The organism is Legionella erythra, assembly GCF_001467615.1.
GTDB lineage: Bacteria > Pseudomonadota > Gammaproteobacteria > Legionellales > Legionellaceae > Legionella_C > Legionella_C erythra.
Genome location: NZ_LNYA01000030.1, coordinates 84950 through 99955, shown reverse-complemented (window position 1 = coordinate 99955; position 15006 = coordinate 84950). Strand labels below are relative to the sequence as shown.

Here is a 15006-nt window from a genome sequence, read left to right as displayed (position 1 = left end):
AACTCCCCCTCCCTAACCCTCTCCCAGGGAGAGGGAATATTGGGCAAAGAAACGATACGTACTACCCACTCCCTCTCCCTAACCCTCTCCCGGAGGGAGAGGGAATATTGGGCAAGGAAGCGATACGTACTGCCAGCTCCCCCTCCCTAACCCTCTCCCAGGGAGAGGGAATATTGGGCAAGGAAGCAATACCTACTGCCAGCTCCCTCTCCCTCTGGGAGAGGGTTGGGGAGAGGGTAACACGTCGCCCATTATTGATCTTTCTTAAGCGAACTCAAGGAGTGCGTCTGATCTGAAAGCATTCGATCGAAGGCTTTCTCTGAGGAGGTTTTAACCCAGGGCAACCAGCTAAAAAAGTAAGTTAATGGATCCTGAGCTCTCGATAACACTGAAAACTCGGATGTCTTGCGTAATCTTGCCCCACATGCCTTAAGGCTTCTGTCCGTATCGCAAGCTTCGATTTGTTGTTTAAAATCAGTCAGGATGGCCTGCTTTAATGCATCACCACGAAGCGTTGCAAATTGGCCTTTTTCGATCGCAGCCGGCCAAAAATGATGACGATTGGCATACTGGTAATAATGACCGAGGGCGGGTAAGGGCTGCATAGGCTTTGGAATAAGCAGATCGTCTTCCCAGTCTGAAGGCGACTGGGCTTTAACCACATAGGTTTTTTTACTCTCCTCCTCTCTTTTTTCGCCCTTTTCGATTTTTTTCTTTATCAATGCCGGAGATATTTTTCCCTGTTCCTTCTTTTCTAAGGAAAACTCGATCAAGAAGACTTTCTCCCCCACTCGCGAAACCAGAGTAACGTCCAGGGCATCTTTATTTTTATTGAAAATAACCTGCTCGATGGCCAAATCAGGAACAGCTTTTTTAATCGAGTCCTCAAGGGAGGAGTCAATGTCCGTACGCTTGAGACGATAGGCCCTCACCAGGTGGAGCATCAAATCATAAAATGTGGAGGTTGAGCGCTTTGTTGTCAATTTCTCTAAAACTGACAACGTGTGGTAGGCATCCATTTTTTCAAAGAGAGCTTGCTGCCAATGTTGTTGTTTGTCTTTCATCAACGCGACAAGCGAGTCAATATTTTTTAAGTATTTCGCATCGTTTCGGTATCGGCGCTGCAATTCGGATAATTCCGCTAAAACAGCCAACAAAAGTTTGTCTTTGCGGGCTTGCTCAATCAGAGGACCATAAATCTCATCATGCATTTTTTGAGAGACTAAGGGTTTAATCTGGCGATTAATTTTTTGTTGTTTAACAGACCCCCGCTCCAGCTCTAACTGCTTGGGTTTAGCCTCAATGGCCTTAAGCGATGGTTGAGCACGGAAAGTGTTTTCAGGGCGATCCAGTTCTGTCTTTAAATCGGCTACATCCATAATTAAATGTTTGCGCGATTCCGAGTGAAGCTGACCGTTTGCGTTTAAAATCTGGCGGTTTAACTCGGAGCGGCGTTTTATTGCCTCAAGCGTATGCCCCTGGATGCCGCGAAGCTCTAATTCCATCGCACTGACTTGCTCGGATATTTTTTCGTAATCCGGTGTTGTTATAAAAGCCCGGGCGTGCCCGAGTTGTATGCCGTCTAATTGCCCTTCAATGCCGAGTTGGGTTACCAACTCCACCCGCATACCGGCATAATGGGGCGTATCCTTTAAAGGAGGACTGGTCACCGTATGCACAGCAACCCCGGTAAACCCTTTTTTGTATAATTTATAAGCGAGCTCCCGCGCATAGCACGGCTTTTCAGGGGAGTCATTTAAGCCGGCCTCACAGGCAACAAGATACAAATCATGCAGTTGCCGACGCTTTTCTTTGGGGATCATGGCCGCAAAACGCTCAGCCATCTCCTCTGCCGTCAAGCCACCCAAAGTCTGCTTCTTACTTTGCCACAGGGCATAATCGTAAATCACTTCCTCTGTATGGCCAAGAATAACGAACGGTGGATTGGCAGAACTTAAGCACGGCAATGAATCGTCATCAAGAACAATGGCATCCTCGGTAATGCCAAATTGTTGTTTGGCTGCATCACAACTTTTTTCTTCAATATCCTTAAATAAAAAGAGAGGCATTTTTCACCGGCTTGGAAAGGGTTTAAGCCACTATATAATTTCATGACAGAAAATCCAATAAATAACCGCTAAATTGTGGCATGGGGCCTGGGCAGTGAAACGCATGGACATCCCTTTTTAAGGTAGGGATAAAGGAAACGGCCCTTTCGGCTAATTAGTGGTTTGCAGTTTAAACGCATTAATCCACTGCTGAACCTGCGGTTTCTTTTCTTTCCAGTTTAAAATAAGCGCTTTATTTATTGCCTGACAGTGTTCAGCAAACCAGGGAGCCCAGAACAGGATGAAGGCGGGTAATTGCGCGGAGACACAGGCTTGCACTTCGTGTTGAACGTGGTTTAAACAAAGGTTCGTGTGATCCTTCAGGCAGGATTGCTGTACTTCATTCACCATCATCTGCCAATTATCAGGCGGGGCAGCCCCCAAAAAGGCTTTATTCATCACCTGGGGTAAAATGGTGTTTATCCCTTGGCGTACACGCTCAGCCGAAAGAGGCTGTGCGCACAGGGTATCTTCAACCATGACTTCCAATTCTTTGAGAATTGCTTTCCCTTTTTTTAAATCAAAACAACGGTCTTCGCCAAAAGCAGCCGCACTCAGAATAAAAAGCAATACCGCATAAAGTAGCTTTTGCATGCATCCCCCCTTTTCTCCCCATTATAACCCTTTTTCAGGTCTTACAAAATCGATATAGTGTATACTTTAAACAGTCTCACATCCCAAGTTTTATCATTCATGAAACAGGCACACAGTCTCGACTGGGCCCATCCTCTGGTTAGCAAATGGTTTATCCATCAGGTTGGCGAGCCGACCGAACCACAGCGTCAGGGTTGGCCTTCCATTCTCGCCGGCAATGCAACGTTGATTTCAGCGCCAACCGGCTCGGGGAAAACCTTTGCTGCGTTTTTAGCCTGCCTGGATCAATTAATTCGAAAAGCCCTGGACGGGACATTAAGCGATGAAACCGAGGTGCTGTATGTCTCGCCGCTAAAAGCCTTAGGTAATGACATTCAAAAAAACCTCATGACCCCCTTAAATGGTATTCTGGCCTTAGCCGAAAGCGGCAACCAGCCGATGGCTGAAATAAGCGTGTCTGTTCGCAGCGGTGATACACCAGCAAAAGAACGTGCCGCCATGGCAAAAAAACCGCCTCACATCCTGGTAACGACGCCGGAATCGCTCTATATCCTGCTCACCACGGAGAAAAGCCGCGAAATCCTGCGCACGGTAAAAACCGTAATTATTGATGAAATTCATGCTTTAGCCGACGACAAACGCGGTAGCCATTTAAGCCTGTCGCTCGAACGCCTGGAGGCAATCACCCATCAACCGCCGCAACGCATTGGCTTGTCCGCTACCCAAAAACCGCTCCGGCGGGTCGCTGATTTTTTAATGGGTAACCGCGCCAACAAGGCTAAAATTATCAACATTGGCCACGCGAAACACCTGGAATTGACCGTGGAAGTCCCCTCTTCTGAGCTGGGTGCTGTGGCGTCCAATGAGATGTGGGATGAGATTTATGACCGTCTGGCAGAGTTGTCCAGGCAAAACCGTTCAACCTTGATCTTTGCCAATACCCGGCGGGTCGCTGAGCGAGTTGCCCATCATCTGGCCGAACGATTAGGCCCTGAGCAGGTGGCGGCTCACCACGGCAGTTTATCCCGAAAACTACGCCTGCAAGCAGAAAATCAATTAAAAAATGGCGAATTAAAGGCCCTGGTCGCAACGGCCTCCCTTGAACTTGGTATTGACATTGGCAGTGTGGATTTGGTTTGCCAATTGGGTTCCCCACGTGCCATTGCTGTTATGCTCCAACGGGTAGGACGGGCAGGACACTGGCATGGCGCAGTATCCAAAGGGCGCCTTTTTGTCACGACCCGCGATGAATTGCAGGAGTGCGCCGCCCTGGTTCACGCAATCCGCGACGGGGATCTGGATGAACTCATCATTCCTGAAGCACCGCTTGATATTCTGGCGCAGCAACTGGTCGCAAGCTGTGCCACGGATGAATGGCAGGAAGACGCCCTGTTTGCCATGGTCAGGCGCGCTTACCCTTATCGGGCATTGCCGCGGCAAACATTTGATGAGGTCCTTGACATGCTGGCCGAAGGCATAGCCGGCTCACGCGGACGCTATAGTGCCTATTTATTTCGCGATCGGGTGAATGGCCGGGTCAAAGGCCGCCGCGGCAGCCGCTTAACGGCCATCACCAATGGCGGTGCAATCCCTGAAAATGGCCTGTTTACGGTCATCACCGAACCCACCGGCGCCATGGTCGGGACACTGGATGAGGATTTTGCCGTGGAAAGCAATCGCGGCGACATTATTCTGCTTGGCAGTACCTCCTGGCAGATTCGCCGTATTGAAAGCGCATCCGGGCGTGTACTGGTTGAAGATGCGCATGGCGCCCCGCCTACCGTGCCGTTCTGGCGTGGCGAAGCGCCCGGGCGAACCAGGGAGTTGTCGCTGCGCGTATCGGCATTACGCCAGCGCTTAAGCGACCTGTTGCCGGCGGAATGCATGCCGGCTGCCCCAGTCCGTGAGCAATCAGCACTGACGCAGAACGCGCTTCACTGGCTTATGGAAAATTGTCAGGTTAACCGGGCAGGCGCTGAGCAATTGATAGAATATATTCTGCAGGGACGAGCCCTTTTAGGCGCCGTACCCACACAAGAGACGGTCATCGCCGAACGCTTTTTTGATGAAGCGGGCGGCATGCAGTTAATTATTCACGCCCCCTTTGGCGCCCGTATCAATAAGGCCTGGGGTTTGGCGTTGCGCAAATGCTTTTGCCGCTCCTTCAATTTCGAATTGCAGGCCTCTGCCACCGATGACGGCATCAATATCGCTCTGGCTGAACAGCACAGTTTCCCCCTGGCCGATGTTTTTGCCTTCTTAAATCCTAAAAGCATTACCAAAGTACTTACCCAGGCCGTTTTGCAATCCCCCCTCTTCGCTACCCGCTGGCGCTGGGACGCTGGCCGCGCCTTGGCTCTGGTTCGCTTCCGCAATGGCAAAAAAGTACCGCCTAACATCCAACGCATGCTGGCTGACGACTTGCTGGCCGCGGTGTTCCCGGATGCCGCCGCCTGTCAGGATAACCTGGGCGGACGCGATATTGCCTTACCCGATCACCCCTTAATTCATGAAACCATCAAGGATGCGTTGACCGAAGCGCTGGATTTGCAGGGATTGATTGAGGTGCTTGAACGCCTTAAGAAGGGCGAGATTCAAAGCCTGGCAGTGGATACCCCAACCCCGTCGGCGTTTGCCCATGAAATTCTAAATGCCAATCCCTATGCCTTCCTGGATGACGCCCCGCTGGAGGAAAGGCGTGCTCGCGCGGTGACCTTAAGGCGTATTCTGCCTGATTCGCTGCTTGAAGAGATAGGGCAACTGGACAGCGACATCATCGCTGAAGTCAGACAACAGGTCTGGCCCGATGTTCGTGATAAAGATGAACTGCAGGATGCGTTACAAACCTTGATTGTTCTGCCGGTTACTTATTTGCAATCGCTTCAACCTGACAACCCCTGGCTCTGTTTTTTTAAGGAATTGCAACAGGAAAAACGCGCTGGCATAGCCACCATTGAAGGCGAATCATTCTGGTTCGCCGCTGAAAAAACCCAAACTGTTGTCAATCTTTACCCACAAGCCCTTATTCAGGATGTCTTGCCGGTCATCGAAGAGAAACCCTTACTGCGCGAGGACGCGCTGATTGAATTAATCCGTGGCTGGATGTTTTCAAGCGGCCCCGTCAGCGCACAGCAATTGGCCAGGGTTCTTTCCCTGGCGCTTAACGAAACGGAGCAGGCGCTTTTGCGTCTTGAAGCCAGCGGCGCCATTTTACGGGGATCATTCACAGGCCCTGAACAGGAATGGTGCGAACGCCGCATTTTAGCCCGTATCCACCGGTTAACCTTAGGCAAGCTGCGCCGCGAAATAGAGCCAGTGACCGCCATTAAATTCATGCAGTGGCTACTCGCCTGGCAGCATGTCACCCCGGGTACGCAATTGCGGGATGAACAGGGCCTCATCGAAGTAATAAGCCAGCTTCAGGGCGTTGAGATACCGGCTAAATCCTGGGAAAAGGATATCTTTGCCAAGCGCGTCAATGCTTACGATCCCGGCCTGCTGGACAGGCTTTGCCTGATGGGCATTATCGGTTGGGGCCGCCTGTCAAAAGCCAACGACACGGTGTCTGAAAATAAACGGGTTATTCCAACCAGTGTAGCGCCAATTACGTTTTTTGTACGTGATAAAGCAGACTGGATGCCAGTCATTAAGCCTGTCGAACAAGAGGAAAAATTAGGCCATTTAAGCCACGTTGCCCGCTGTGTTTACGCCTTTCTTAAAAGCCATGGCGCCTCTTTCTTTAATGACATTGCCGAAGGCGTTCAGGCGTTGAAATCAGAAATTGAAATGGCCTTATGGGAATTGGTAACTGCGGGGCTAACCACGGCCGATGGTTTTGATAATCTGCGCTCGCTGATTGACCCCAGGCGGCGCTTAAACAAAAAACGCCGTCACCCCTTGCGTCATCAGTACAGTACCGGGCGCTGGTCTTTACTTAAAACACCACCAATTAACACCGATAGGCAAACAGAAGCCCTGTGCTGGCTGTTATTAAAGCGTTACGGGGTGGTCTTTCGCGATTTGATAGCCAGGGAAAAATTAATGCCTGCCTGGCGTGAGTTATTACTTGTTTTTAGGCGTCTGGAAGCCCGGGGTGAAATTCGCGGCGGGCGCTTTGTCAGTGGGTTTTTGGGCGAGCAATTTGCGCTTCCCTATGCCGTTGATTCGCTAAGAGCCATTAAAAATAAAGCCCCGCATCGCGAAGCGATTAGCCTTGCGGCAGTTGATCCGCTCAATGTGGTGGGCTTTATCCTGCCCGGACAACGCATTGCAGCCCTGTCCGGGAAAAAAGTGATTTTCAAAGGGGATGAGTATTATGAAGAAGGCTTACCCGCGACTCTTAATGATTCTTTCTCTAATGAACCTTAAGACGCTGCCCGCGATAAGGCGGCTATTATTCGCCCGCCTGAAGGCACTCATTTTTTGCGTTTTCCTGACAACGTGAAATGCAATCCGGATCGTTTACCGCTTTACAATCCTCCTGGCAGCGATTCATGAGATCCTTAACGCAACGTTCCTGATCATATTTCTGATCGACAATGGCAGACTCCGGGGGATCGTTAGCGGCGACAGGAAATGTCAATGCCCAAAACGCCATCAGTAAAAATTTCTTCATCAAGGCATTCCAATACCGTTGCTTTACCATTAGCATAGCAGAACTTGACGCCAAGGGCGCATCTATTCCGCCATGAGATGTTAAGGCCCCCATCCTGTTTATTAATCGACGTAACGAGTTTTTTATGCCATCCAAACGCCTTTTTTTATTTTTTTTAGCCATGGCTTCCCTGACTTTAACTGCCCATGCCCGGGATGAATTGCTTTCTCTGCAGCAGAAACTGGCTGCCCTGGAAGCGTCTAACGGAGGCCGTTTGGGCATTGCCGCCATCAATCAGGCCAATGGGATGGTCATTCAATACCATGCCAGGCAGCGTTTTCCCCTGTGCAGTACCAGCAAAGCCATTAGTGTTGCTGCTCTTTTAAGAAAAAGCATGAACGACAAGACCCTGCTCCATGAAAAAATTCATTATAACAAGCAGGACTTGGTGGTTCATTCGCCGGAGACTGAAAAACACTTAGCCGATGGCATGACCCTGGCTGAACTCAGTGAAGCCACGATCACGTTAAGTGATAACACGGCCCTTAATCTTATCTTAAAAAAACTGGGGGGACCTCAGGCCATCACAGCCTTTGCGCGCTCAATCGGCGATAACGAGTTCAGATTGGACCGATTTGAACCAGAATTGAACACAGCCATCCCGGGTGATGCGAGGGATACCACCACACCCAAAGCCATGGCGCTCAGTTTGCAGAAACTCATCACCACCGACACACTCGCCTCACCCGAGCGTCAATTATTGATAACCTGGCTTCGAAACAATACCACCGGTGGTGCGCGCATTCGCGCTGGATTGCCCGAAGGATGGGTCGTGGGTGATAAAACAGGCACCGGCGATTACGGCACCAGTAATGACATTGGCGTCATTTGGCCGCCTCATTGTCAACCGGTAACGTTGGTTGTGTATTTTACGCAACCGAAAGTGGATGCCCGCCCCAATAATGAAGTCATTGCGGCAGCCACCCGCATCGTCATCAGCGCCTTTGCCGAACAGGATCCCTGTCTGCAAAAGGCACTGTCTTCCTTCCCTTAAACCCGACTAAAGCAGCAGGATTATCAGAGCCCCCTGCAGACACCGCAGTATGCTATTCATTGCGGTGTCTGTTAACCCCTGTTCACGATACTCCAAGTCATCTTCACGAAGCATTAAGCTTAAAAATGTCTTCTACACTTTCTTTTGCCACGTGCTCTTCAACCGCTTTTTCCAGAAAACCGCTACCCAGAAAGGAGGCGATGTGAAGGACTGATTTTTTTTCCAATGCCTGCCTTTCTTCAAGCGTATAGGGTTTTTTGTTACCGTTTACCTCAGGCATCAGGTAAGGCCCAAACAGTAATCCCTGATGCTGCATTAAGGCAAGATAACGTGCTCCCTGGCGGATTCTGACAAAGTCACAGGCTCCTTCGTCTTTCATGGCTGAAATACCCAGGCGAGTCAGCCTGCCACCGGAAGATTCCGCCAGTTTCAACGCATTGAGCGGATCATCGATAATCGCATCAAAAAGGGTCTGATTTAAGCGCGAACAGGAGCCATTAGGCTTTAACTCTTTCACTAAGGCATTGGCGTTATGCAAAGTAGCGCAGGCACTGGCAATGGTTCTTATATATGCAGCCTTTAAACAGAGTTTAATGACATTGGTTGAGGTTAAAATATTTGCTTCATCCAATGCCGCAATGGCTTTATAAAAGTCGCGGTTTATTACCTTGGTTTGATAAAGAAAATCCACCATTTTCTTGTCACTCAATTCCCTGGACCGTAACAGATGGAAAATATCTCTTGCAGCTTCCGCACTTTCGGGTTTACTCATAACCAGGGTACAGACTTGTTCGGTTAATTCGATAACCTTGCTTAACTCAAGCAAGGCAGAGACAACTTTGTCCGCAAAGGAGGGACACTTTAATAACTCCGTATAGGCCACCGCAATTTTCTTTTCTTTTAAATCGGGCCATTGGGTCACAGCTGCCGCCAGCGTATTAGCATGCTGACAGGAGTTTAAAATGAAACAAAGATTCTCTTCCGTGAGTGCATTCTTTTCTTTGAGGAGGGTAATTCCTTTGACAATTGTACGATAATGGGCACCCTCCACCTTCAACGCATCGAGAACTCGGGTTAAATACCCGGTCTCAAGCGGCAATTTGGCCATGTGAGTCACAGTAAATTGCAGGCCCACCTCGTTGATTGCGAACAGGTAATCCAGATAATCCGCAATTTTCCATTCCCTCATTTGGAATACCGCCAGCACTTTTTCCATGACATCTGGCTTTTGATTTTCAAGCACTTCACGATGGGCCAGGAGTTTGTTACCGGTTTCAGGGCTCGCCGTGGTCTTACTGCTTTGGCATTGCTGGGCAATAGCCTGAAGGTAAAAGTTGAAATTTTTAGCGGCTACGACATTGAAGCTGAATATTTTTGTGACATCGCAAAATTTGGCAGGAAACACCTCTTTTTTGCCAAGAGTCGTCAGGATTTGGAAAATAGGCTCCAGAGCCTCAGGATGTTCCGATAAGGACTGAAGATTTACATCGTTGAAACTGTTTTGGGCATTCATTAATCGAATCAGTTGCTCCGCCATTTCAACGTCCATGCCCTTGGCAATCAACAATAACGCATTCTTGCTTAATAGCCCGTCTTTTTTGAGACGACTCATGCAATCCACCCTATTATTCATGCTGCCTAAATCAACCCGGGTAACTTCGTCTGACAAAACACTTAATGACAAGGGCGGTACACTTTGCGATGAATAATCGACGAGGACAGCAAGCCCTGCAATCTCACGGCTACTGTAAAGAGCGGCATTTTTTTCCAGAAATGCCACATTTGAAGCAGTTAAAGCATTTTTGTCAAGGAGATACTGATACGCTTCTATGCCGCCGAACTGCTTGAAAATTTCACTAAACGTATCTGCGCTTTGGGAGGCATTCCAATTCTTTTTTTTTAGCGCTATGGCAACCAGTTCGTGGAGTTCCTCGGGCGTCAGATCACGATCCACTGCTTTGTCACCACCCAAATCCTGGTTAAAAAATGTCCTTAGATCCCCGATATGGGATTCGTCCCTCAATACGCGCAGAAACCCCTTCTTAGTATCATAATTAGCTAAACAACTTTTAATAAATGAAATTTTCATTTTGGCATCCTGTCAATTCAACGCTTGGAAATGATACATTTATTCTTACAGTTTTTACTACTCTCCGGTTCATTTTTATTTGCACTGACCATAAAAAATAAATTTGCTGTAATAAAAAACATCATTGCTTGATAAAGAACCAGATCCAGGCATGGCAGAGAAACTGACAGTTTCTAAACGCTCTTACCGTTAAACAGGCAAGGCGGTTTTTTCTTTTTTGGCTTTTCGCTTATCCTGCCAGGTTTGTAATAACACATAAAAAACAGGGACAAACACGACGGCTAAGCAGGTTGAAGCCAACATCCCACTGCAAACAGCAACCCCAATTGACCGTCTGGCATTGGCTCCAGCCCCTGTGGCAAAGACCAGCGGCATAACGCCCATGATGAAGGCAAAAGATGTCATCAGAATAGGCCTGAATCGGGTTTTCGCTCCGATAACCGCTGCCTCCATCACTGATTTTTTATGGATATGATGTTGCTCATGCGCTACTTCAACAATAAGAATGGCATTTTTTGTCGCCAGGGCAATCAGCAGCAACAAGCCGATCTGGGTGTACATATTATTATCCAGTCCCAAAAGACCCAGAGCCAATACTGTCCCGATTAAGGTGAGCGGTACGCTGAAAAGAATGGCTGACGGAATCAGCCAGTTTTCATACTGTCCCGCCAAAATCAGGTAAACAAGCACCAGCGACATGGCAAAAATATAATAACTCATATTGCCAGCCACTTTTTCCTGATAGGCGGTACTCGTCCATTCATAGGAAAAACCGGGCGGCAATTTTTTTGCCAGTTCTTCCATGGTTTCAATCCCTTCACCGGAGCTGTAACCCTTGGCAGCCATGCCGTTGACATTACCCGATGGATAAAGGTTGTAAAGTGAGATGATTGCAGGCCCGACATCCGGTTTGATGTCAGTCAAGGTCCCTAAAGAAACCATAGAGCCCTGCTGGTTTTTGACGTAGTAATTACGTAAATCCTCCACCTGTCCGCGTGACGAGGCATCAGCCTGCACATAAACCGGAAACACCTGCCCGAATTTGGTAAACAAATTGACATAGGAAGAACCCAGGTATGTTTGCAGGGTGCCGAACGCATCGCCTATGCGAACACCCAGACTCTCTGCTTTGGTGCGGTTAATGGGCGCTGCAACCTGGGGTACACTGGCCCGAAACGAGGTCATTAAGTTTTGCAGATCCGGCTCGCGGTTCCCCTCACTGATTAGCCCATCTGTGACGCGTTGCAATTTTTGATAATCAAAGGTGCCATCCTGCAATTCCACTTGCATCTGGAAACCGCCGGATAACCCTAAACCCTGGATGGGTGGGGGAACGACAGTCAACACTTTGGCATCCAGCGTGTTTTTGGCAATGTCATTGATTTTGGTATACAGGGCCAACAGATTTTCAGACTTCCCGCGAACACTCCAGTCTTTAAACATAATGTATAAAACACCCGCATTAGCCAGACTGGCATTGTTATCGAGCAGCGAGATGCCATCAATGGCAATGACGTTAGCAATGCCGTCAATTTGTGAAACCTTTTTACTTAACTCGCTCATGACCTTGTCTGTGCGCCCCAGGGTCGCTGCGTCAGGCAATTGCACGCTTAAAATGAGGTACCCCTGATCCTCAATCGGAATAAAACCGGTGGGGATACGGGTTAAACCAAAAATAGCCAGGGCCACCAAAGCCGCACCCAGAAGACAAACCATCCCGCTGTGATGCACTAATTTATCCATAAACCGGATATAGCGCGCCTCGATAGGATTATAGATTTTGTCGAAGGTTCTGAAAAAGATATTTTTGGGCTTGTCTTTATCAATGGGCTTAAGCCACAGTGCACACTGGGTGGGTTTTAAGGTCATTGCATTGATGGCGCTGATTAAGGCTGTTGCCGCAATAACCAGGGCAAATTGCGCATACATAGCCCCCGTCAAACCCGGCATAAACCCGGCAGGAACAAACACGGCCATCAACACCAGCGTAATACCCAGGATAGGCCCGAACAATTCTCTCATGGCCTCAATAGACGCTTCTTTGGGCGATAAGCCTCTTTCAATGTGCTGAGTCACACCCTCCACGATCACGATCGCGTCATCAACGACAATACCAATGGCCAGCACCAGCGCAAACAGCGTCAATAAATTAATGGTATAGCCAAGCAGCATCAGGGCGAAAAATGTGCCGATAATCGTCACCGGGACGGTGGTGGCCGGAACCAGTGAGGCACGGAAATTCTGCAGAAAAACAACAATGACCAGCAAAACCAGAATACCCGCCTCATAGAGGGTTTTATACACCTCCGAAATGGAGGCTTTAACAAACACAGTGGTATCAAACGGAATGGAATACGTCAGGCCTGGAGGAAATTTTTTCGCCATTTTAGCAACGGTTTTTCTCACTTCTTCCGCTACTTGCAGCGCATTGGCTCCCGGTAGCTGGAATATACCAATGGCTGCGGTTGGTTTACCGTTTAAATTAGCCAACTGGCTATAGCTTGAAGAACCCAACTCTACACGCCCCACGTCTTTAATGCGCACCACCTGCGCTGAACTGCTGGCATTGGCATTCTCATCCGGTTGGGTGTCGACGGTTTTGATAATAATATTGCCAAACTCATCGGGATCAGCCAATTGCCCCGGGACATTTACGGTTAATTGGTAGGAATGGGAACCCAGAACTGGTGGGGATGCAATCTGACCGGCTGATACGTCCTTATTCTGGTAACTGATGGCATTTAAAACATCGCTGGGGTTTAACGAATAAGCCAGCATTTTTTTCGGATCAAGCCATACCCGCATGGCATAGCTCCCGGAGCCAAAAACCAGAACGTTACCCACCCCGGGTAGACGCGCCAGTTCATCCTGCATGTTAATCGTGGCATAACTGTTAAGAAACACGCCATCGTATTCGCCATTTTCAGAAGTTAGGGTAATGAATTGCAGAATGGCAGTGGATTTCTGCTGGACGACAACCCCTTGCTTCTGCACATCCATCGGCAATTGCGCCATCGCCGCCTGCACCCGGTTTTGCACCAGTACCTGGGCGAAATTCAGATCGGTGCCGATGGCAAAGGTTACAATCAACGTGTAAGCCCCATTATTGGAGCTGGTGGATTGCATGTAAAGCATATTTTCCACCCCGTTGACCTGTTGCTCAATGGGTAAGGCCACGGTATTAATGAGGGTTTTGGCATCCGCTCCCGGGTAAGTCGTCGTCACCTGAATAGTGGGCGGTACAATAGCCGGGTATTGTGATACTGGCAAAACCAGGATAGCGATTAAACCAATAAATACCAGTAATAACGCAATGACGTTGGCCAGAACCGGCCTTTCAATGAAGAATTTGGAAATCATTTCGCGTTCTTCTCAACTTGCAACAATTTCATTCAGTGGCATCCCTTCAATTGACTTTTACTCATTTTCTTTTTTAGGCGTAACCTTGTGCGACGGAACGGCATTCTGAATACCATTAACCACGACTCGGTCATCAATATCAAGCCCTTTGCTGATAGCCCTCATGCCATCATCCAGCGTACCCGTAGTCACCCGTTTTAAGACGACGGTATCGTCCTTATCAACGGTTAAGACATAGGCGCCAATCTGATCGTATTGAATAGCAGTATCCGGAATTGCGAGCCGCGGCGAGGGTTTGCTGACAGGAATACGAACCTGAACAAACAATCCAGGTAACAGGGGGTAATCCTTGTTATCCAGCAAGGCTCGAAACTCCATGCTTCCTGTTGAGGCATTCAAGCCGGTATTGACGAAATCCAGTTTGCCCTGATGCGGGAAATCACGTTCATTCTGCATGCCTACGTATACCGGGATTTTATGCAATTCATTGGGTTTAAACCCGCGTGCCCGCGCTGCTTCACGCAATTTGATTAAATCCAGTTCATTTAAATTAAAATAGACATAAATGGGATTAATCTGTTCGATATTGGCCAATTCCGTAGCCTGTCCATGGCCAACCAGATTACCGACATCCACCAGATGCCGCCCGATACGGCCGTCAAACGGGGCTTGAACACGGGTATAGCTGTAATTGATTTGTGCAATTTTTACATTGGCTTCGGCTTTGGCCACTTCAGCCTTGGATTCATCGCGTTTTGCTGACCATTTCTCCACATTTTTTAAGGAGGTGGCATTCTCCTTGTACATTTGTTGCTGGCGGGCGTATTCTGCCTGGTTATAGGCATAAGCCGCTTTTTGGGCGGCCAGGGAATCCTCTGCCTCATGTAATTTTTGCAGGTAAGGTTCAGGCTCGATAATAAAGAGTTCCTGGCCTTTTCTAACAAAGGAACCATCCACAAATTGAATGGCGTCCAGATACCCTTCCACCCTGGCGACTAAATTGACAGAATTATAGGCAATAGTATTTCCGGTCTGGGTAATATAATCCGTCATCTCCAGCCGTTTGGGGTGGCTGACGATGACAACGGGGGCAGGCGGGGCAGGTGGTGTGCTTTGCGAGTATCGATGAATAAACCAGTAAAGGAATAAAATGACCACACCCGCGGCTGCTATTTTTAAAATGAATGATTTATTTTCGGCTGTCATC

At 48.6% G+C, this 15006-nt stretch carries 8 protein-coding genes; 2 read left to right on the top strand and 6 right to left on the bottom strand.

From position 1 onward, the window contains the following. Nucleotides 1-251 precede the first annotated feature (251 nt). Both Lery_RS09695 and Lery_RS09690 read right to left on the bottom strand, forming a co-directional pair. The gene (locus tag Lery_RS09695; protein ID WP_058527062.1) at nucleotides 252-2069 is read right to left on the bottom strand and encodes a hypothetical protein; all 1818 of its coding nucleotides are present in this window, start codon (nucleotides 2067-2069) and stop codon (nucleotides 252-254) included. 150 nt (nucleotides 2070-2219) lie between these two features. Then, nucleotides 2220-2702: a hypothetical protein gene (locus tag Lery_RS09690; RefSeq protein ID WP_058527061.1), complete on the bottom strand. Its 483-nt coding sequence runs from the start codon at nucleotides 2700-2702 to the stop codon at nucleotides 2220-2222. Nucleotides 2703-2801: 99 nt separating this feature from the next. Between Lery_RS09690 and Lery_RS09685 the strand changes: the two genes are divergently transcribed. After that, nucleotides 2802-7070, top strand: a complete 4269-nt coding sequence (locus tag Lery_RS09685) for a DEAD/DEAH box helicase (protein WP_058527060.1) — start codon at nucleotides 2802-2804, stop codon at nucleotides 7068-7070. 25 nt (nucleotides 7071-7095) lie between these two features. Here the strand turns inward: Lery_RS09685 and Lery_RS15305 are convergent, their stop codons facing one another. Continuing rightward, a complete protein-coding gene (locus Lery_RS15305; protein WP_065230286.1) occupies nucleotides 7096-7317 on the bottom strand; it encodes a hypothetical protein in 222 nt (73 codons plus the stop codon). 124 nt (nucleotides 7318-7441) lie between these two features. Between Lery_RS15305 and bla the strand changes: the two genes are divergently transcribed. Beyond that, entirely contained in the window at nucleotides 7442-8350 is a 909-nt protein-coding gene (bla, locus tag Lery_RS09675; RefSeq protein ID WP_065230282.1) for a class A beta-lactamase, read from the top strand. A 103-nt stretch (nucleotides 8351-8453) separates the two neighbouring features. Here the strand turns inward: bla and Lery_RS09670 are convergent, their stop codons facing one another. The 3 genes from Lery_RS09670 to Lery_RS09660 form a co-directional block, all read right to left on the bottom strand. Then, nucleotides 8454-10439, bottom strand: a complete 1986-nt coding sequence (locus Lery_RS09670) for a hypothetical protein (protein ID WP_058527058.1) — start codon at nucleotides 10437-10439, stop codon at nucleotides 8454-8456. A gap of 189 nt (nucleotides 10440-10628) precedes the next feature. Further along, a complete protein-coding gene (locus Lery_RS09665) occupies nucleotides 10629-13799 on the bottom strand; it encodes an efflux RND transporter permease subunit (protein WP_058527057.1) in 3171 nt (1056 codons plus the stop codon). 57 nt (nucleotides 13800-13856) lie between these two features. Beyond that, on the bottom strand, nucleotides 13857-15005 hold the full coding sequence (locus Lery_RS09660; protein ID WP_058527108.1) for an efflux RND transporter periplasmic adaptor subunit: 1149 nt from the start codon (nucleotides 15003-15005) through the stop codon (nucleotides 13857-13859). Between the last annotated feature and the right edge of the window lies 1 nt (nucleotide 15006).

Excerpts from the sequence above, each read along its gene's own strand:
- Lery_RS09695 (WP_058527062.1), bottom strand. The coding sequence starts at position 2,069 with ATGCCTCTCTTTTTATTTAAGGATATTGAAGAAAAAAGTTGTGATGCA.
- Lery_RS09670 (WP_058527058.1), bottom strand. The coding sequence starts at position 10,439 with ATGAAAATTTCATTTATTAAAAGTTGTTTAGCTAATTATGATACTAAG.
- Lery_RS15305 (WP_065230286.1), bottom strand. The coding sequence starts at position 7,317 with ATGAAGAAATTTTTACTGATGGCGTTTTGGGCATTGACATTTCCTGTC.
- Lery_RS09665 (WP_058527057.1), bottom strand. The coding sequence starts at position 13,799 with ATGATTTCCAAATTCTTCATTGAAAGGCCGGTTCTGGCCAACGTCATT.
- bla (WP_065230282.1), top strand. The coding sequence starts at position 7,442 with ATGCCATCCAAACGCCTTTTTTTATTTTTTTTAGCCATGGCTTCCCTG.
- Lery_RS09660 (WP_058527108.1), bottom strand. The coding sequence starts at position 15,005 with ATGACAGCCGAAAATAAATCATTCATTTTAAAAATAGCAGCCGCGGGT.
- Lery_RS09685 (WP_058527060.1), top strand. The coding sequence starts at position 2,802 with ATGAAACAGGCACACAGTCTCGACTGGGCCCATCCTCTGGTTAGCAAA.
- Lery_RS09690 (WP_058527061.1), bottom strand. The coding sequence starts at position 2,702 with ATGCAAAAGCTACTTTATGCGGTATTGCTTTTTATTCTGAGTGCGGCT.